Origin of the sequence: Paenarthrobacter sp. NPDC089307 (genome assembly GCF_040685055.1) — a bacterium.
Classification (GTDB): Bacteria; Actinomycetota; Actinomycetes; order Actinomycetales; family Micrococcaceae; genus Arthrobacter.
The window spans coordinates 185,760-204,038 of sequence record NZ_JBFBHE010000008.1; the positions used below are offsets into that span (position 1 = coordinate 185,760).

17 protein-coding genes are annotated in these 18,279 nt (G+C 63.6%); 11 read left to right on the forward strand and 6 right to left on the reverse strand.

Annotation, left to right across the window (positions count from 1 at the left end; genetic code table 11):
• Window positions 1–882: 882 nt before the first annotated feature.
• The 6 genes from AB0N72_RS19410 to AB0N72_RS19435 form a co-directional block, all read right to left on the reverse strand.
• Complete coding sequence (locus AB0N72_RS19410; protein WP_363934122.1) at window positions 883–1,593, reverse strand: GntR family transcriptional regulator; 711 nt, start codon at window positions 1,591–1,593, stop codon at window positions 883–885.
• Window positions 1,594–1,657: 64 nt separating this feature from the next.
• Complete coding sequence (locus AB0N72_RS19415) at window positions 1,658–2,110, reverse strand: MaoC family dehydratase (RefSeq protein WP_363934124.1); 453 nt, start codon at window positions 2,108–2,110, stop codon at window positions 1,658–1,660.
• Window positions 2,107–2,997 carry a MaoC family dehydratase N-terminal domain-containing protein gene (locus tag AB0N72_RS19420; protein ID WP_363934126.1) on the reverse strand — a complete coding sequence of 297 codons (891 nt, stop codon included), beginning with the start codon at window positions 2,995–2,997 and terminating at the stop codon, window positions 2,107–2,109. The genes AB0N72_RS19415 and AB0N72_RS19420 overlap by 4 nt, the downstream gene beginning before the upstream one ends.
• Window positions 2,994–3,740 (reverse strand): 3-oxoacyl-ACP reductase FabG, encoded by a 747-nt coding sequence (gene fabG, locus AB0N72_RS19425; RefSeq protein WP_363934127.1) that lies wholly within the window; start codon window positions 3,738–3,740, stop codon window positions 2,994–2,996. The genes AB0N72_RS19420 and fabG overlap by 4 nt, the downstream gene beginning before the upstream one ends.
• Window positions 3,737–4,609, reverse strand: a complete 873-nt coding sequence (locus AB0N72_RS19430; protein WP_363934128.1) for a CoA ester lyase — start codon at window positions 4,607–4,609, stop codon at window positions 3,737–3,739. The genes fabG and AB0N72_RS19430 overlap by 4 nt, the downstream gene beginning before the upstream one ends.
• The gene (locus AB0N72_RS19435) at window positions 4,606–5,772 is read right to left on the reverse strand and encodes an acyl-CoA dehydrogenase family protein (RefSeq protein ID WP_363934130.1); all 1,167 of its coding nucleotides are present in this window, start codon (window positions 5,770–5,772) and stop codon (window positions 4,606–4,608) included. The genes AB0N72_RS19430 and AB0N72_RS19435 overlap by 4 nt, the downstream gene beginning before the upstream one ends.
• Window positions 5,773–5,946: 174 nt before the next feature.
• On the opposite strand from AB0N72_RS19435, the gene AB0N72_RS19440 reads away from it, so the two are divergent.
• The 11 genes from AB0N72_RS19440 to AB0N72_RS19490 all read left to right on the forward strand — a co-directional run bounded on the left by AB0N72_RS19440 (window position 5,947) and on the right by AB0N72_RS19490 (window position 18,278).
• Window positions 5,947–6,432 (forward strand): MaoC family dehydratase, encoded by a 486-nt coding sequence (locus tag AB0N72_RS19440; protein WP_363934131.1) that lies wholly within the window; start codon window positions 5,947–5,949, stop codon window positions 6,430–6,432.
• Between the two features lie 53 nt (window positions 6,433–6,485).
• The gene (locus AB0N72_RS19445; RefSeq protein WP_363934132.1) at window positions 6,486–8,438 is read left to right on the forward strand and encodes an AMP-binding protein; all 1,953 of its coding nucleotides are present in this window, start codon (window positions 6,486–6,488) and stop codon (window positions 8,436–8,438) included.
• An 11-nt stretch (window positions 8,439–8,449) separates the two neighbouring features.
• Window positions 8,450–9,616: an acyl-CoA dehydrogenase family protein gene (locus tag AB0N72_RS19450; protein WP_363934133.1), complete on the forward strand. Its 1,167-nt coding sequence runs from the start codon at window positions 8,450–8,452 to the stop codon at window positions 9,614–9,616.
• A 36-nt stretch (window positions 9,617–9,652) separates the two neighbouring features.
• Complete coding sequence (locus AB0N72_RS19455; protein ID WP_363934135.1) at window positions 9,653–10,810, forward strand: CaiB/BaiF CoA-transferase family protein; 1,158 nt, start codon at window positions 9,653–9,655, stop codon at window positions 10,808–10,810.
• Between the two features lie 17 nt (window positions 10,811–10,827).
• Window positions 10,828–11,619 carry an enoyl-CoA hydratase/isomerase family protein gene (locus tag AB0N72_RS19460; protein ID WP_363934136.1) on the forward strand — a complete coding sequence of 264 codons (792 nt, stop codon included), beginning with the start codon at window positions 10,828–10,830 and terminating at the stop codon, window positions 11,617–11,619.
• The gene (locus tag AB0N72_RS19465; RefSeq protein ID WP_363934137.1) at window positions 11,616–12,755 is read left to right on the forward strand and encodes a CaiB/BaiF CoA-transferase family protein; all 1,140 of its coding nucleotides are present in this window, start codon (window positions 11,616–11,618) and stop codon (window positions 12,753–12,755) included. Before AB0N72_RS19460 ends, AB0N72_RS19465 begins: the two co-directional genes overlap by 4 nt.
• Window positions 12,756–13,129: 374 nt before the next feature.
• A complete protein-coding gene (locus AB0N72_RS19470; protein WP_363934139.1) occupies window positions 13,130–14,305 on the forward strand; it encodes a CaiB/BaiF CoA-transferase family protein in 1,176 nt (391 codons plus the stop codon).
• Window positions 14,306–14,348: 43 nt separating this feature from the next.
• Complete coding sequence (locus AB0N72_RS19475; RefSeq protein ID WP_363934141.1) at window positions 14,349–15,242, forward strand: CoA ester lyase; 894 nt, start codon at window positions 14,349–14,351, stop codon at window positions 15,240–15,242.
• A gap of 8 nt (window positions 15,243–15,250) precedes the next feature.
• Window positions 15,251–16,480 (forward strand): CoA transferase, encoded by a 1,230-nt coding sequence (locus tag AB0N72_RS19480; protein ID WP_363934143.1) that lies wholly within the window; start codon window positions 15,251–15,253, stop codon window positions 16,478–16,480.
• Window positions 16,481–16,516: 36 nt separating this feature from the next.
• Window positions 16,517–17,293, forward strand: a complete 777-nt coding sequence (locus AB0N72_RS19485) for an electron transfer flavoprotein subunit beta/FixA family protein (RefSeq protein WP_363934144.1) — start codon at window positions 16,517–16,519, stop codon at window positions 17,291–17,293.
• Between the two features lie 7 nt (window positions 17,294–17,300).
• A complete protein-coding gene (locus AB0N72_RS19490; RefSeq protein WP_363934145.1) occupies window positions 17,301–18,278 on the forward strand; it encodes an electron transfer flavoprotein subunit alpha/FixB family protein in 978 nt (325 codons plus the stop codon).
• Window position 18,279: the final 1 nt, after the last annotated feature.

Genomic DNA, 18,279 nt, shown 5'->3' on the forward strand with positions numbered 1-18,279 from the left:
CAGATCGCTGCGGACGTCTTCTCGGGAAGGACCGGATCCTGTGCTGCTTCCTGTTCCGCTAAGGAATTCTTGCTCCGCTGACCTCGCCCGGCTTCCGCAGCCGAGCCAGATGCAGCGCATTCTTCCCCTCGGTTGTAACCGGTCGCCGGACGGGCGCTGGAACTTCGATGGTGCCGCAGTGGGTCGGCGAAGCGTGGTCCAGGGGGCGGAAACCTCCTTTTCAAAGGAAAACGTGGGTTGCCTGCCACGCTCGGCGACCAAGTAGAGCCACAGTTCGAGCGTACAAGCGGCGGCTTAGGTGTCCCTGCCCGCACCATGGTCTCATCTGCGTTAGACGCGCAGACCGGCGAAGTCATTTTGCTCCGATGACTCCAGATCGCCGTGAGATTCTCGCCTGGATCCTTTCCCTGCAATCGCCGGCAAGAGTCGTTTACGAAGCTGGACCGACGGATTTCGGCCCGTCCCGCTTCCTACTGGCCTCCGGTATCGACACAATGGTCAGCGCGTTGATGAAACGTCGGTGCTCGGCAGGAGTGGAAGCTTCGAAGGCCACAGGGCAGGCCGCGCGGACCCCGCGGGTGACCCCAACTGTTACTTGCAATGGCCACCTCTTGGGCCGCCGCCAAGCGATCGACCAATCATGGCGACGAGCCGCCAGAAAACCGGACGGATTCAGCGAGGCAATCAAGCAGTCGGCGCCGAAATTCAAGGTTGATGAGCCCTCTGAGAGTGTGGCGGTCCCACGTCTCCCGGTGTTGCATCATGTAGCCGTGGCCTGGGCAATCATGAGCAAACCATTGGTCCACAGGCCGAGTGCGTTCCAGGCTGCAAAGGCGGGGTGTCGCCCAATCAAATAGTCAGGCGACTGCACTCCGCAGTTGGTTATTTCTGCTCCAGCGCTGTGTCTCGCCAGAGTCCGCGTTGTTCGAGGCTATTAATTACGGAATCTGCGCTTCCTTCAATGTGCTCCTCGGTTAGCACCCGAGCGCGCTTTGTCTGGCGCTTGGACAGGGCGTCCAAGATATCCCGGTGCTGGGACGGAAGGTTACTCACGTGCCCTTCAAGCGATGCGTAGTATTCGTTCGGAAGTTGCTTGACAACGCCCGCGAGCAGTCGAGCGAGCCGGTCGGAGCGGGCTGCGAGGTTTATGATGCGATGGAACTGGTGTCCCAACCGGCCGATTTCATCACTGTCTCCGCGCTTCGCCGCGGCTTCGCCTTGGTCCATGACTTTCTCTAACAGATCCAGCTCATCGGGGGTGATCCGTTTCGCCGCTCGCGCAGCGAGCTCACCGGAAAGCCGGCCCTGCGTCCAGAAAAGGTCGCGGACGTCTTGCCTCGTGAAGGGAGCCACGACGAAGCCGCGTCGGGGTACGGCGGTGACAGTCCCTTCGTTGCTGAGTGCGACGAGCGCTTCGCGTACGGGTGTGATGCTGACCCCGACAGCTTCGGCAATGGGCTCCAGACGGATGAACTGTCCTGGCATGAGGTTGCCGGACATAATCTGTTCGCGCACGTACCCGGCAACCTCTTCAGGCAGCTGTGTGCGGCGCGCGTTGCGCCGTGGCTCGGCCAGTTCAATCAGAACGTTCACGGATATACCACCTCACTTTGTGCATTCATCATATACTTTATACCATCAGCCGCGATGTCGAATGTCACCGAGTGATGAGCACAAGCGTTTCGGCGACGCAGGCAGGCTTATCGGAGGAGGCTTCGATGACGTACCGTGCCGTCAGCACCGCTCCGGCGGGGGCTTCGGTCACATCGACAAAGGTGACGGTGGCGCGCAGCGCTTCGTTTACCCGTGCTGGTGCGGGGAATCGCACCCTATTTACCCCATAGTTGATGCGTGCCGTGCCGAACTCTAGCGAGAAGAGATGACGCCCGAACTGGGGAATGAGCGACAATGTGAGGTAGCCGTGCGCGATCGTGCCGCCGTACGGGCCTTTCGCTGCCCGAACGGGGTCCGTGTGGATCCACTGTTGATCGTCTGTTGCGTTTGCGAACGCGTTGATCCGGTCCTGGGATACGACCAGCGGTTCGGTGGGGCCGATTGGCCTGCCGACCGCAGCACGGACGTCCTCAAGGGATGTGAACACCCGAGTCATATGGCACTCCCGCTGGTTATGAGATTGACGGTAGCGTTGGGACCGATGGAATCGACCTTTTCGCTGATGAGTTCCACGAGGGCATTCCCGTTACCGTTGCGAGTTCCTCGCAAACGCGCCGGCTGACCGGAGAACAGGGGAGCGCGGCCTCGATGGCGAACACGCGTGACCCGGGCTCCGCCGGAGAGCCTGTGGGTCTCTGCCAGTGCGATCGCTTGCAGGGGGCCATGCACGACAAGGCCAGGGTAGCCCTCGACGCGTGTGGCATAGGGCCAGTCGTAGTGGATACGGTGAGCGTTAGCGGTGACCGCAGAGAACCTAGCGAGAAGCGACGCGTCCGTACGGAACTCCCATTCGTTCTCGGAGACCCTCTGGAGGGGAAGCGCTGGGGTGGGCTCCGCCGCCGGTGGCTCGGGCGGGGTGCCATTGCGCGGCGGGGCGGATTCGCGATAGGCCAGGTTCTGAACCTCTGCCACGGCCAGATTGCCGTGCTCATCGAACAATCGCGTGGCAACGTCGACGATCACCAGCGTCCCTGAGCGGCCTTTCTTCTCTGCGACTGAGAGGACCTCGGACTCACGGCGGATCATCGTGCCGACCGTCAGTGGCTTGTGAAGGGTGATGTCACCGCCTGCGAACATGCGCCGGGGAAGCTCGACAGGGGGAAGGAATCCGCCGCGTCGTGGATGGCCGTCCGGCCCGAGCTGTGACGACACCGGCCAGCGGGGGAGTGCCACCCAGTGCCATAGGGGCGGGAGCTCATCCCCTGCCGCTGGTGGCGGCAGGCCGTCGTCGAGCAGCGCGGCGAGACCCGCGACCGGGCTCGGATCCAGCAGTTCTTCTGTGACGACGGTGCGTGCCGTCCAGGTGCCAAGGTCTAGGGTCACATGAACCTCCCGCCGGTGACTTCAAGCACGGTCCCGGTCATGTAGGAGGCCAGGTCCGACGCCAGGAAGAGAGCGGCCTTGGCGACCTCGTCGGCTTCACCCGCCCTGCCCATAGGGATCTCGGCCATCTTCTGGTCCCAGACCTTCTGCGGCATCGCTTCTGTCATGGCGGATCGGATCAGGCCCGGCTGGATTGCGTTGACCCGGACTCCGAGGTGTGCAAGTTCTTTTGCTGCGGCCTTAGAGAGTCCCACAATTCCCGCTTTGGCGGCCGAGTAGTTCGTCTGGCCCGCGAGGCCGATCTTGCCGGAGAGCGAGGACATGTTGATGATCGCTCCGCCGCCGTTCTCGCGCATGATGCCACCCGCTAGCCGTGTACCGTTCCACGCGCCCTTGAGGTGGACAGAGATGACCTGGTCGAACTGTTCTTCGGTCATTTTCCGCATGGTCGCGTCTCGGGTGATGCCAGCATTGTTGACCATAATGTCGACAGGTGAGAACGCCAGGGCCGCGGCGTCGAGCATGGCCTGCACCTCCTCGGCCAAGGTGACGTCGCACCGTACACCGATGGCGACAGCCTCCCCTCCGAGTCGTTCGGCGGCCGCGGCAGCGGCAGCGCCGTTGACGTCGCCGATCACGACCCGGGCGCCTTCGGCCGTGAAGCGCTCCGCGATCGCATATCCGATTCCCTGCGCAGCGCCGGTGATGACGGCGGTCCTGCCCTGCAGTAATGGTTCGCTCATGTGCTCTGTGCTCCTAGGTCGTCTTTGATACGGTTGTGAAGCGCCCCGAAGCGCCTTAGAATCTGCTCGGCGCGCTCCATCACAGGTCTGTCCACCATCGCTCCGTTCACCACGCGGACGCCCACATCCTGTGCGTCGAGGATGCCCGCGGCCCACTCCCGCTGCGCCTCAGTGGGACGAAGGGCGTCTTCCACGATTGCTACCTGTCTCGGATGGATGCAAAGTTTCGCGGTAAAGCCGAGCCGCCGCCCGTGATCGGTGTCGTCAGCGATCCCGGAAGCGTCGTCGATCCCGCCGGTGACGCCGTCAACAGGGCCGGGCAGGCCCGCCCGGGCCGACGCGAGGACGAGGGCCGAGCGCGAGGCGAGCAACGCTTCTCGGTCAGTCGGATCCACACCGAGCTCGGTTGCCAGGTCGAAACTGCCGAATGCGAGGCGGTCGACGCCGTTGAGCTCCGCGATCGAGAGCGCATCGAGGATTCCACGTGCGGTTTCAATCAGGGCGACGACCCCTGTCCCTCCCATCGCGTGTGCCACGCGGCTGATTTCTTGGACACGTTCTGCCTTGGGGAGCATGATGCCGCAGCGCAAACCTGCGAGTTGCCTAAGGTCGTCCTCATGCCAGGCCGAATCGACGGCATTGATGCGGATGAGGCATGCGTGGTCCCGTGCCCAGGAGGCTGCGTGGGCCCGTGCGGCGTCCTTGTTGGCTTCAGCGACCGCGTCCTCGAGGTCGAGAACGACAATTCCCGCGCCGGAGGCTATGGCCTTCGCGAATCGCTCGGGCCGGTCAGCCGGAACAAACAGGAAAGTAGATGCAGCGCCGATGTCCTTACGGAGTCTACTGGCCGGCGACGCTTTGTAGCTCACTGGAGGTTCTTCATGGCTTGGCGCATGAGGCCCCCGCCGATGATTAGCCGCTGGATCTCGCTGGTACCTTCATAAAGACGGAGGAGACGGACGTCACGGTAGATGCGCTCGACAGTTACATCGCGCATATACCCGGATCCACCGTGAACTTGCACCGCGAGATCGGCGGCTTTGCCGGCCATTTCAGTGCAGAAGAGCTTCGCGACGGAGGGAGCAATTCGACGGTCCTCGCCGGAGACGTACTTCGCGGCGCTGTCCCGGACCAAGGCCCGGCCGGCGAGGACGCCCGTCTGCTGGTCGGCGAGCATGGCTTGGACGAGCTGGAAGTTGCCAATGGACGTGCCGCCCTGGGTCGCCGTCGCAGCATGCCGAACGGACTCGTCTAGAGCGCGCTGGGCTGTCCCCACAGCGAGGGCGGCAATGTGCACCCGGCCCCGAGCGAGCGAGCTCATCGCTGCGCGGTAGCCGGCGTCCTCGTCTCCACCCACGAGCGCAGAGGCAGGCACGCGGACGCCGTTGAATCGTACGCTCGCGGTCACGGCTCCCTCCTGGCCCATCTTCTTATCCTTCTTCCCGACATCAAGCCCCGGGGTATCGCGGGGAATGAGGAATACAGCGATTCCGGGGCCGGAGGCGTCAGCCGGCCGAGTGCGCGCGAAGGTGACGAAGAGATCAGCGAGCGGCGAGTTTGTGATGAAGCACTTCTCACCATCGATGACCCAGTCGTCACCATCACGAACGGCGCGTGTGCGGAGTCCGGCAGGATTGGATCCGGCCCCAGGCTCGGTCAAAGCGAACGACGCAACAACTTCACCCGACGCAATCCGCTCAAGCCAAGTGGACTTCTGCTCCTCGGTTCCGAAGTTCACGAGCACCTGCCCTGCTATGCCATTGTTCGTTCCGAACATCGAACGCAGCGAGAGCGTCGTGTAACCGAATTCCATGGCGAGTTCGGCGTCCTGCGAGAGGTCGAGACCAAGGCCACCCCAGTCCTGGGGTATCGCATAACCGAACAGCCCCATGTCGCGAGCTTGTTGCCGGATGTCCTCCGGGATGGTGTCTGTATCAGCGATTTCCTGCTCACGCGGGACGACCCGCGCCCGTATCCACTGGCGAACCTCCGCCAAGATCAGTTCAAAGTCCTCGTGACTCACGTCGGACACGGTCGACTCCCTCCGTCGAAATTTTACATATTATATATTTATAACATCGAATAGAAGTTGCTTCAAGCGATTGCATATAAAATATTTTATTGGTAAATTCGAGGCTAGCTCAGCAACGCGACTGAAGCATCCGCGGGCGCATACTGCGCAGCACGTATCGAGAAAGGTCACCCAATGCCGGGTCTGTACTTCGAAGAATTTGAGCCGGGTATGGTCATCGACCACGAGGTTCGCCGCACGCTCACCGAGGCGGACAACGTCCTTTTCAGCACTATGACCCTGAATATGGCGCCGCTGCACCTGGACGCCGAATATAGCAAGAAGTCGATCTACGGCCAGCGGCTCGTCAACAGCCTGTTCGTGCACGGCCTCGTATGTGGCATTTCGATGCAGGACACGACGTATGGCACCACACTGGGAAATCTCGGCTTCAAGGAGACCAAGTTCCCCAAGCCCGTCTTCCACGGCGATACCATCCGTGTGCGCACGGAAATTCTGGAGGTCCGTGAGTCGAAGAGCCGCGAGGATTCAGGCATCGTCACGTTCCGGCATCTGGCCATCAACCAGCGCGATGAGGTGGTGTGTGAGACCACCCGCGCAGGTCTCATGCTCAAGCGCACACCCGAGACATCTCAGGATCTCGAGGACCAGAAAGCCTGACGCCCCCCTTCTGTGAGGGGCACGCATCTACCGGGAGTCAAGGAGGACACGGAATGTCACAAAGGCAAGACGCTGCGGCGGTCGCGTGGGACCCGCCTGCGGAAGTGCGCGACCGCTCGCGACTTCTGAGGGCAATGCGAGGATGGGGTTTTGGAGACGACGCGGATGCTGTCGCCAAACTCAACAGGCGTGCGGTCGCGGACCCGGAGTGGTTCTGGCGGGCAGCACTGGACGATCTGGGGGTCGATTTCGCCGCACCGTTCGAGCGCGTTCTTGACGACACGGAGGGCAAGGCCTTCCCAAAATGGTTCGCCGGCGGCCGAATCAACGTCGCCGAGCTCGCAGCGCTACGGCATGCACGGGGTCCCCACGCTGACAAGGCGGCCGTAGTTTACGAGGGCGACTCCGGCCAGCGACGAACCTTGACGTACGCGGAACTCGCGCAGGAGGTTGCGTGGTTCGCCGCACACCTGGCCGCCCTCGGTGTCGACCGTGGGGACCGGGTGGTCCTGTTCATGCCCGTGGTCCCAGAGGCCGTTGTCGCCTTCTTGGCGATCGCCATGATCGGCGCCGTCGCGGTTCCCACCTTCTCAGGGTATGCACCGGATGCCCTCGCAACCCGTTTGCAGGATTCTCAGGCCGTGCTCCTGATCACCGCCGATGGCACGACACGCCGGGGCAAGCCCGTGCGCCTCAAGGAGATCGCCGACGAGGCGGTTGCGGGGGTGCCCTCGGTGCGCTCGGTCGTGGTTGTGCGCCATCTTGGCTCAGGTGCGGACCTGCAGCAAGGGCGCGACGTCGCCTACGACGAACTTGGGCCCTATCCGGAACCGGTCCCGGTTGCAGAGACCGAGGCGAACGAGCCGCTCGCGATCATCTACACCTCGGGGACCACGGGGCGTCCCAAGGGCATCGTCCACTCTCATGGCGGATTCGCTGCGAAGACGGCAGTCGACTTCGCCTACGGGTTCGACGTGCACTCCGACGACGTTGTCTCCTGGATCACCGACCTCGGTTGGCTCGTGGGGCCCATGCTCATGGTCGGGCCGCTCCAGCTCGGTGCCACGGTCGTCATGATCGAAGGGCTGCCGACGCATCCGACGCCGACGCGCATGTGGGACGTAATCGTACGCAACGCGGTCACAGTGCAGGGCATCGCCCCAACCGCGGCACGCGCCATCAGGGCGGCAGGCGACAACGCCGTGCCCGCCATGCCAACTCTCAGAACGTTTGTCTCGACCGGCGAGGCGTGGGATGAACCCACGTGGTGGTGGCTCTTCGACGTCGTGGGCAACCGTTCCCGGCCCATCGTAAACTACAGCGGTGGAACCGAGGTCGCCGGGGGCATCCTGATCGGATACCCATTCCTGCCCAGTCAGCCGGCAGCGTTCACTGGCCCACTGCCAGGCGTGGATGCGGCCGTATTCAACGAGGACGGCACCGCGGTCACCGGCGAGATCGGCGAACTGGTAATCCGAAACACCTTCCCTGGAATGACGCACGCCTTCTGGCAGGACCGTCAGCGGTATCTCGACACGTACTGGGATCGATGGGACACAATCTGGCTGCACGGGGATCTTGCGAGCGTTGACGGGGCTAGTGTCTGGCGGATCCACGGACGCTCGGACGACACGATCAAGCTCTCGGGACGCCGGGTCGGTCCGGCCGAGATTGAGGCCGCATTGCTACGCGACAGCAGGATTGCCGAGGTCGCCGTAATCGGTGTGCCCGACGAGCTTCGCGGCCAGCGCGCCGTGGCATTCGCCGTGCTGCGCGATATGGACGCCAGGCAGGACGACCTCCAAGCAACTGCCCTCGCGAACGCAGGCAAATCGTTCGCGCCTACCTTGTATACGGTTCGGACCCTACCAAAGACGAAGAACGGCAAGATTATGCGGCGCGCCATCCGGTCACGCTTCATCGGTGCCGCGATTGGCGACATGTCATCGCTGGACCCGGCGACGCCGCTCGAAGATATTCCCGTTGACGTCAGACCACACGACTAGGAGATACTGCAATGACCGTTACTGAAACCGAGAACAATATTGAGGTCGTTCGCCAGGCGACCCGCGAGCTTGCCCGGAAGTTTGACAACGACTACTGGCTCGACAAGGACCGCAAGCACGAGTACCCGTGGGACTTCGTCAAGGCGTTCGCCGACGGCGGTTGGCTTGGGGCGATGATTCCGGAGGAGTACGGCGGAATCGGACTGGGACTCCAAGAAGCTGCCGTCATGATGGGGGAAATTTCCGCATCCGGTGCGGGTATGAGCGGCGGGTCGGCCATCCACTTCTACCTCTTCCCGCCGACCCCCATCGTGCGTCACGGCTCGGAGAAAATGAAGCGGAAATACTTGCCCAAGCTGGCCTCTGGTGAAATGCTTACGGCTTTCGCCCTCACCGAGCCGACCGCGGGAGTTGACACCTCCCGGATCACCACTAGGGCGGAAAAGGTCGATGGAGGATGGGTCATCAACGGTCAGAAGGTGTTCATCACGAATGCGCAGAACGCGCAGCGGATGGTGCTGCTGGCCCGGACATCACCGCGTGATCCGGAGCACCCGCTGCGCGGAATGACGCTCTTCTTTGCCGAGATGGACCGCACGCATCTAACGATTCGCGAGATCGACAAGCTCGGCCGCGCGGCGATCGACACGAACGAATTGTTCATCGACAACCTCTTCGTAGCCGACGAAGATGTGATCGGAGAGGTTGGCAAGGGCTTCTACTACATCCTCGACGGCCTCAATCCCGAGCGCATCGTCGTGGCGATGGAGGGCGTCGGCATGGGCCGCGCGGCCCTTGAACTCGGCACCGACTACGCGAAGAACCGCGTTGTCTTCGACAGGCCGATCGGCAAGAATCAGGCAGTCGCCCACCCACTCGCGGATTCGTGGATCCGCCTCGAGGCCGCGGAGCGCATGGCGATGCACGCCGCGCAGCTGTTTGATGAGCAGAAGGAGTGCGGCCCAGCGGCGGCCACAGCGAAGTACCTCGGGGCAGAGGCCGGTTTCCTGGCGTGCGACCGCTCCTTCTCCACCTTCGGCGGGTACGCATATGCGAAGGAGTACCACATCGAACGCCTGTGGCGTGAGGTGCGGCTACTGCGCAACGCACCGTTCTCGCAGGAGATGGTCTGCAATTACATCTCGCAGCAGGTCCTCGGCCTGCCGCGCTCGTACTGATCCGCGGCGGGGATACCGATAGGAAAGGCGAATGCCATGACAGGACCTTTGACGGGAATACGCGTTCTTGTACTGGCAGGTATGGGCCCCGTGCCATACGTGTCCATGCTCCTGGCCGACATGGGTGCGGACGTTGTCCGCGTGATCCGGCCGCCGTCCCGCGCGGCTCGGGCCCTGAGCCAAACCATGGGCCTCAGCGAACAGTCGGACGTCGTGAACAGGGGTGTGGATTCGACAGCGATTGACCTGAAGGACCCCGCAGGACGTGACACGGTGCTGCGGCTCGCCGCCAAAGCGGACGTCTTCATCGAGGGATACCGGCCAGGCGTCGTTGAGCGCCTCGGACTCGGGCCCGCTGAATTAACGGCGCGCAATAAGCGCGTTGTCTATGTGAGGCTGACGGGCTACGGGCAGACAGGTCCGCGATCCCAGGACGCGGGGCATGACATCAATTACGTCGCGCAGTCGGGTGCCCTGCACGCCATGGCCCGTTCGGGTGGCGCGCCGCGTCCTCCAATCAACCTGCTCGGCGACTACGCGGGAGGAGGGGCGATGGGTGCGTTCGGTACTGTGTGCGCCCTCTTGGCCGCAGCCCGGACGGGCCGCGGTCAAGTCATCGACGCTGCGATGGTCGACGGCGTCGCCGCCCTCACAGCGAAGCTGCAGGGTCTGCGTGCGGCGGGGCTCTACTCCGACGAGCCCGGGACGAACTTCCTGGACTCGGGGGCACCGTTCTATGACACATATCGCTGTGCCGACGGGCGGTACGTCGCCGTCGGCGCCCTCGAACCCGATTTTTTCCACGAATTCGTGTCTCGTCTGGGCGTCGACACGGCGGAGTGGCCTGCCCAAGATGACCGCGACCGCTGGCCGGAGCTGCGCGAACTCATCGCTGGTGCGATAGGAGCAAAGCCGCGCGACGAATGGGAACTGGTGTTCAAGGCGACCGACGCGTGCGTGACGCCGGTACTATCGTTCGACGAGGCCGCAGCCGACCCTCATAACGCCTCGCGTGGGCTGTACCAGGTAGTTGGCGGCGTCCTACATCCCTCCCCGGCCCCCAGATTCAGCCGGACGCCACCCCGCAAGCCCTCGGTCCCACGATCCGGAACCATCCGAACCGAAGAGCTCATGATGCGCTGGGGCGCAGACGGTGACACACGCGTGCACTCTCACACCACCGTCGGCGCATAGCCGGAAAGGAACCCCTCGTGACCAACTACGAGAAATTCACAGCACTGACAATCGTCCGCCCCGAGGACGGTATCTTGCAGATCGTGCTCGACGGACCAAACCTCAATGCCGTAGGGCCGGAAATGCACCGGGAACTGGCCGACATCTGGCCGGTGATAGCCCTGGATGACTCTGTACGGGCGGTGGTGATCCGTGGTGCGGGGGAGCGCGCTTTTTCGGCTGGCGGCAGCTTCGACCTCGTCCAAGACATGGCCGGGGACTACGCCTTGCGGACGCGCATCATGCGCGAAGCACGGGACCTCGTGCGCAACATGATCGAGGTTCCCCAGCCCATCATCTCGGCCATCAATGGCCCAGCCGCCGGGGCAGGCCTCGTCGCGGCCCTCCTCGCCGACATCTCCCTCGCCGGCCGCCGCGCGAAGATTGTGGATGGGCACGTGCGACTAGGTGTCGCAGCAGGTGACCATGCGGCCATCTGCTGGCCGCTCCTAACCTCTATGGCCAAGGCAAAGTATCACCTGCTGACCAACGAAGTAATCACGGGGGAGGAAGCCGAACGCATCGGCATGGTCTCGCTTGTCGTGGACGATGACCAAGTGCAGGACCGCGCAATGGATATTGCGCGCAGACTCGCTGCCGGCTCCCGCAGCGGCATCCAGGGGACGAAGATGTCACTCAATGGCTGGTACCGGCAGGCCATGCCGATCTTCGACGCCTCCCTGGGCCTTGAGTTCTACGGGTTCGGCGGTCCCGATGTCGTCGAAGGCATCGCGTCGCACCGCGAGAAGCGCAACCCGAGGTTCTCATGATGATGGAAGGCCCCCTGGCCGGCATCACGGTGGTGGGGCTCGAACAGGCGATTTCCGCCCCGCTCGCCACGCGCCACCTCGCCGATCTTGGTGCGCGCGTGATCAAGATCGAAGCGCCCGGCCATGGCGACTCGACCCGGTCCTACGATTCCGTGGTCGGGGGTTTATCGGCGCATTTCGCGTGGCTCAACCACGGAAAGCAGTCCGCCGAACTCGATCTCCGCGCCCATGCGGATTTGACCGTCCTGCACGGGATCCTCGCGGCGGCCGATGTGCTTGTAAGCAATCTGGCCCCCGGTGCGCTTGATCGACTCGGCATCGGAACTGGAGAACTCGCGAAGAAGTATCCACGGTTGATCGTTGTGGACATCTCCGGCTACGGTTCAGGGGGTCCCCTCGACCACAAGCGGGCATACGACCTCCTCATCCAATCCGAGGCTGGGTCCTGCAGCATCACGGGCGTCCCCGGGCACCCTGCCAAGCCCGGCATCCCCATCGCGGATGTCGGGACCGCGCTCTATGCGTATTCCGCGATCCTCGCAGCTCTTTACAACCGGGAGCGCACCGGCCTAGGGGCCGTTATCCCGATCGCCATGCTCGACGCGGTTGCCGAGATGATGGGATTCGCCGTGAACCAGGTGATTCACGGCGGAAAGGAACCGTTGCCTGTGGGAATGGGCTCGCCGATGGTCGCCCCCTACGGCGCCTACCCGACCGCCGACGGCGAGACTGCTGTGCTGGGCACGACCAACGACCGGGAATGGCGCCGGCTCGCCGAGCTCATCGGCCGCTCCGAGCTCGGCGATGACGAACGCTTCCTCCACAACGAGGATCGGGTCCTCGCGCGCAACGAGCTCGACACGCTCGTTTCGGCATGGTGTGCAACGAAGTCGCTCGACGAAATCCAGGCAGCAGCCGATGCCGCGGGCATCGGCAATGCACGTCTGAACACCGTGAGCGACTTGGTCGACCACCCGCAACTGAAGGAGCGCGGCCGTTGGCGCGACATCGGCACCCCGTCGGGCCTTGTGCCCGCACTGCTGCCCCCGGCTGTCCCTCTGGGGTGGCCGGTGCACAGCGGATCCGTGCCGGCGCTGGGAGAGCATACCGATGCCATCCGTGCCGAGTTCGGCTAGCACGGAGCACATTCAGATCTGTCAGGGTCCGATGTCTCGCATTCGGAAGCACGCCTGGTGGGTCGAGGGGAGGTTGCCGTAGCGGAGGGTCTCGGGCGGGAAGTCCCCGAACGTCAGGCTCGTTGCGTTACGAAAGCGAGCAGCTGATTCTTCAACCGGGGGAACGTTACTCGCCAGAGCAGTTTGCGTGGTCACAAACTGAGCTTGTTTCATTGTGCCGATTGCATTGTTGTCATCTCGGTCGGTCGGGCCTTGAGATGTAGGCAGTAAATATATTATATTAGAAATTAGAGGGGCGCGGCCCGGTTTCTGTAATGATGCGATGCCGGGCCAGTTACCACCCATTGCGGATCGAGCTCACAAAGGCGGAGCAAATGCAACACAAACCACTGGAAGGCATTAGGATCCTCGAGATCGGCGGGTATATAGCCCTGCCGCTGGGCACCTCGATCCTGTGCTCCCTTGGCGCCGAAGTCGTCAAGGTCGAGCGACCCGGGGCAGGCGAGGACTTTCGCCGGCATCAGAATGATAAGAGTCCCTATTTTCGGCAGTACAACACGGGTAAGCAGAGTCTCGCGGTTGACTTAAAGTCAGCAGAGGGCGTTGAGATCGTCAAGTCATTGATCCCGCGCTTCGACGTTGTGCTCGAGAATTTGCGGCCGGGGAAGCTCGCAGCGCTCGGCCTCGGATCCGAGGCGTGCCGCGAACTTCGTCCAGACATCGTCTACGGATCGGTCACGGGATTCGGCTCGACGGGGCCGCTTGCGAACCGTCCCGCTTACGACACCATTGGGCATGCGTTCGGCGGGCTCTACTCTATGTGGGCTGATCGGGGACAGCCACAGCTTGCTGGCGGACTGAGTGCCGACCTGATAACGGGCCTGAGCACGGCGGCGGGCGTGCTGGCGGCGCTCGTCGGACGGCTCACGACCGGCCAGCCGCAACGCGTGGAAACATCCATCATGGAAGCGGTAAGCGTGCTCACCACGGACGCGATCACGCAGGCCTTTGAGCTTGGCACTGATCCGACCCGCACGAGCCGGCACCCCCAGGCGCAGAACTTCTGCGTTCCAACCTCCGACGGCCAGTACCTTGCCATCCACCTCTCGTCGTCCCAGAAATTCTTTCAGGCGATGTGCGAGGCGTTTGGTCGCGAGGACCTCGTCTGCGATCCCCGCTTTGCGGAGTACCGGACTCGTGTGGCGAACTACTCCGACCTCGTACCGATCATTGAGCGGGAGTTCGCCGCAAAGTCCAGAGCTCACTGGGAGGCAGTGCTTGCGGAGGCGGACGTTCCCTTCGCTCCCGTCCTGTCACCCACGGAATATCTTGAACACGAGCAGATCCGCCACTTGCAGATGGTGGATCGTCAGCCGGACGGGCTGGTTCTCGTGCGGCCGCCGTGGACCTTTGACGGAGTACGTCCCGACCGCCACGGACGCGCACCAAAGGTGGGTGCCGACACCCGCGCTATTGCTGGCGAGGTGCTCCCGCCCTGCCGCGTTGAGGAGCTCCTTGCCACGGGCGTCCTGTACGCCGACGAGTCCTGATGCGGACAAAATCCACAAACCCTCACGATCAGAGGAGATCACTATGAAACCCTACCGTTCCATGCTTTTTGTTCCCGGGCACAGGGCCAGCTGGGCCGACAAGGGCGTCGCCTCCGGAGCGGACGCCCTGATCCTAGATTTGGAAGACTCGGTGCCTAACGCGGAGAAGCTGGAGGCGCGCAGCATCGTGGGCGCCACGATTGACCGGCTGACGGCGGAAGGCGTGCGTCCCGACCTTTGGGTGCGCGCCAATCCCGACGAGACCGGCCTGCTCGGTGGCGATCTCGAGGCTGTGGTGCGACCCGGTCTTGCCGGCTTGTTCTTAGCCAAGGTCTACGACGCGCGGGACATTGTTCGCCTGGACGCCGTGCTGAGCCACCTTGAACAGCGCATCAATATCGAGGTCGGCACCGTGAAGCTCATCGTCTGCTACGAGACCGCAACCTCTATGGCCCAATGCGAGGAGATTGCTGCGGCCAGCCCGCGCGTGGCGTCGCTTCTCGGCGCGACCGGGCCGAACGCGGACGCGGGGCGCGAGCTCGGCATCGAGTTCACCACGGAAGGCTTGGAGACCCTGTACATGCGAAGCCGGATAGTTCTCGCCGCTCGCTCGAACGGTCTGACGCATCCCCTGGTGGGCGTGTGGCAGGACATCCAAGATATCGAGGGATGCCAGGAATTCTGTAAGGACAACCGCCGCCTCGGCTACCGCGGGTTGGTGGCGATCCACCCGTCTCATGTGGCAATCGCCAACGATGTGTTCGCACCCTCGGCTGCAACCGTGGATCAGGCGCGCCGACTGATCGACGCTTTCCGTCGCGCCGAGGAATCAGGGAGTGCGGCCATCAACTTCGAGGGACAGCACGTCGACATCGCCCACGTGAAGACAGCAGAGGGCGTCATCGCCCTAGCGGATGCCCTTGCGGCAAACGTCTGAGGACCGTTGTGAGCATCTCGCCGCTAGCCGGCCTAAGAATCGTCGAGTTCGCCTCCTTCGTCGCAGGGCCCTCGGCGGGAATGGCGCTTGCGCAGCTCGGTGCCGAAGTCATTCGCATCGACCCACTGACCGGCGGCCCGGACATACGGCGCTGGCCACTGTCCCGCGAGACGGGCGCCAGTTTGTACTGGTCGTCGCTTAATCGCGGCAAGAAGTCGGTCACGATCGACGTCCGGTCCCCAGAAGGGCAGGAGCTTGTCCTCGCCCTGGCGACCCGACCGGGTTCGGATGCTGGTATCTTGGTCGACAACCAGGTCGGCCGACCATGGTTGTCCCACGGCGCGCTGGCGGCGCGGCGTCCGGATGCGATCCGCATGCACATCGCTGGCAGAGCCGACGGCGGCCCTGCGGTGGACTACACCGTCAACCCGGACGTCGGCGTGGCTGATCTGACGGGGCCGGGCGACTCGCGCACACCGATCAACCACGTGCTGCCTGCATGGGACTACATCGCCGGCATGACAGCTGTAATGGGGCTACTCGCTGCGGTGCGCCGCCGGGACCGTACGGGCGAGGGAGCCGACCTCAAGATTGCCCTCGCCGACGTCGCCCTCGCGGGCGTGGCAAACCTCGGCTGGCTCTCAGAGGCACGTGAGTACGGCGATCGAGCAAGGCACGGCAACTACATGTACGGGACATTCGGTGTCGATTTCAAGACCGTCGACGGCCAACGCATCATGGTCGTGGCTCTCACGCCGCGGCAGTGGGTGGCTCTCGGCCGTGCGACCGGAACCCGAGGCGTGCTTGCGGCGCTCGAAGAGTCACTGAGCGTAGATTTCTCCCGCGAGGACGACCGATATCTGCACCGGGAGGTCATTGCCGCGGTAATGCGGCCGTGGTTCGCCAGCAGCACGAGTGACGCAGTGGCCAGTGCGCTGACCGAAGAGGGCGTGCTCTGGAGCAGGTACCGCACAATGACAGAAGTGGTCGCTGACTTCGCCGCGGGAGGAACCAGTGGCGTCCTCGCCGACGTCGATCAGCCCGGAATCGGCTCCGTGATCTCGGCCCGTTCGCCAATCCTCGAACACGACGAGTATGGCTCGACCGCTACGGCTCCCGCGCTCGGTGCCGACACCGATGAAGTGCTCTCCGCGGCGTTGGGTCTGAGTTCCGCCGAACTGGCCCGGCTCCACGATGCGGGTGTGCTTTGCCGAACTGGTGCCGCCTCTAGTCACTGAAGAATATTTTTTATATTATTAGGTAAGGAGGTTCCAATGAAAATATTTGTCTTGGTAAAAGAAGTTCCAGATACCTATGGTGACCGTGGGCTCAGCCTCGAGACGGGCCTGGTAGATCGTGGTGCGAATGATCCGGTGCTAGATGAGATCACGGAGCGCTCGCTCGAGGTCGCACTCGCATATGCCGATGGGAATCCGGGGACCGAGGTCATTGCCCTATCCATGGCACCCGAGTCTGCGACGGCGTCCGTGCGACGCGCGCTTGCGATTGGCGCAGGATCCGCAGTGCACGTGGTCGACGAGGACCTCGTCGGCGCGGATCTCGGACTCACGGCCGAAGTGCTCGCGGCCGCGATACGGCGCGGCGAACCGGACGTCGTCATCGCCGGTAACATTTCAACCGACGGGTCCGGCGGTGTCATCCCGGCCATGATCGCGGAACACCTCGGATTCGCGCACCTCACGGCTCTGAGTGCCGTCGAGATCGCGGCCGACGGCGTTTCGGGCAAGCGGGCGTCAGAGTTCGGCACGCAACACGTATCCGCCCCGCTTCCCGTGGTCATTTCGATCACCGAGGCGCTCCCGGAGGCCCGATTCCCCAATTTCAAGGGCATCATGGCGGCCAAGAAGAAACCCATCGACGTTCTCTCGCTGGCCGATCTGCAGGTCTCGGCCGACCCGTCCGCGGCGCCGCGAACCATCATGATGGCGGTCTCCAAGAAGCCCCCACGTGCAGCCGGTGTAAAGATCACCGACGAGGGCGACGCCGGCATGAAGCTGGCTGAGTATCTAATCCAGAACCAATTGGTGTGAGGAAGTCATGAGCTACCCCGATAACGCGATCCTCGTCCTGGTCGAAGTCGCCCCGACAGGTGAGGCGGCCAGCAGCGTGGCGGCCCTGATCGGCGCTGCCTCCCAGATTGGCAATCCTGTGGCCCTCGTCGCCGCGCCTTCCGGCGCCGCCCAAACCGCTGTCGACGCGGCAGCAATGGCCGGCGCAGGCCTTGTGCTCACGGCCGAGGCCGACGCTGACGCCCTCACGGTGCCGGTCGTCGACGCTCTCGCGGCAGCATATGACGCCGTTTGTCCCGCAGCCGTCCTCGTTTCCAACTCCATCGCCGGCCGCGATGTCGCCGCTCGGTTCGCCGTGCGCAAGCGTGCCGCCCTCATCGTGGATGCGGTCGGCGTTTCACGTGACGCTGAAGGCGTAATAGCCCACCACTCCGTGTTCGGCGGCGCCTTCCTCGCAGACTCAGCCGCGACCTATGGGACGCCCGTGATCACGATGCGCCAAGGGTCCGGCGATGCGCGTGCAAAGGCGAAGCCTATCAAGACCGAACCGCTTTCCTTCTCACCGTCCGGGGTCCCAGCAGCTGTCGCGGGCGATATCGAATTCCTCGGGCAGGCATCCTCACGACCCGAGCTGCGCAGCGCAACGCGAGTCGTTTCGGGCGGCCGGGGCCTCGGCACGAAGGAGAACTTCATCCTCGTCGAGCAGTTCGCTGATTCGATCGGCGCAGCCCTGGGCGCTTCCCGGGCGGCGGTCGACGCGGGCTTCGTCACCCAGCCGCACCAGGTGGGGCAGACCGGCGTGTCCGTGTCACCGCAGCTCTACGTCGCACTAGGCATCTCAGGGGCCATCCAGCACAGGGCCGGCATGCAGACCTCGAAGACCATCGTCGCTGTCAATAAGGACCCTGACGCCCCCATCTTCGACGTGGCTGACTTTGGCATCGTCGGCGACGTGTTCACGGTCGTTCCGCAGGCGATTGAAGCGCTTGCGGCGCGCGGGAAGTAAC

What these genes read in the sequence shown, in the direction of transcription:
- AB0N72_RS19415 (WP_363934124.1), bottom strand. Translation starts at nt 2,110, where the DNA reads ATGACTCGGGTGTTCACATCCCTTGAGGACGTCCGTGCTGCGGTCGGC.
- fabG (WP_363934127.1), bottom strand. Translation starts at nt 3,740, where the DNA reads ATGAGCGAACCATTACTGCAGGGCAGGACCGCCGTCATCACCGGCGCT.
- AB0N72_RS19440 (WP_363934131.1), top strand. Translation starts at nt 5,947, where the DNA reads ATGCCGGGTCTGTACTTCGAAGAATTTGAGCCGGGTATGGTCATCGAC.
- AB0N72_RS19445 (WP_363934132.1), top strand. Translation starts at nt 6,486, where the DNA reads ATGTCACAAAGGCAAGACGCTGCGGCGGTCGCGTGGGACCCGCCTGCG.
- AB0N72_RS19450 (WP_363934133.1), top strand. Translation starts at nt 8,450, where the DNA reads ATGACCGTTACTGAAACCGAGAACAATATTGAGGTCGTTCGCCAGGCG.
- AB0N72_RS19455 (WP_363934135.1), top strand. Translation starts at nt 9,653, where the DNA reads ATGACAGGACCTTTGACGGGAATACGCGTTCTTGTACTGGCAGGTATG.
- AB0N72_RS19465 (WP_363934137.1), top strand. Translation starts at nt 11,616, where the DNA reads ATGATGATGGAAGGCCCCCTGGCCGGCATCACGGTGGTGGGGCTCGAA.
- AB0N72_RS19470 (WP_363934139.1), top strand. Translation starts at nt 13,130, where the DNA reads ATGCAACACAAACCACTGGAAGGCATTAGGATCCTCGAGATCGGCGGG.
- AB0N72_RS19475 (WP_363934141.1), top strand. Translation starts at nt 14,349, where the DNA reads ATGAAACCCTACCGTTCCATGCTTTTTGTTCCCGGGCACAGGGCCAGC.
- AB0N72_RS19485 (WP_363934144.1), top strand. Translation starts at nt 16,517, where the DNA reads ATGAAAATATTTGTCTTGGTAAAAGAAGTTCCAGATACCTATGGTGAC.
- AB0N72_RS19490 (WP_363934145.1), top strand. Translation starts at nt 17,301, where the DNA reads ATGAGCTACCCCGATAACGCGATCCTCGTCCTGGTCGAAGTCGCCCCG.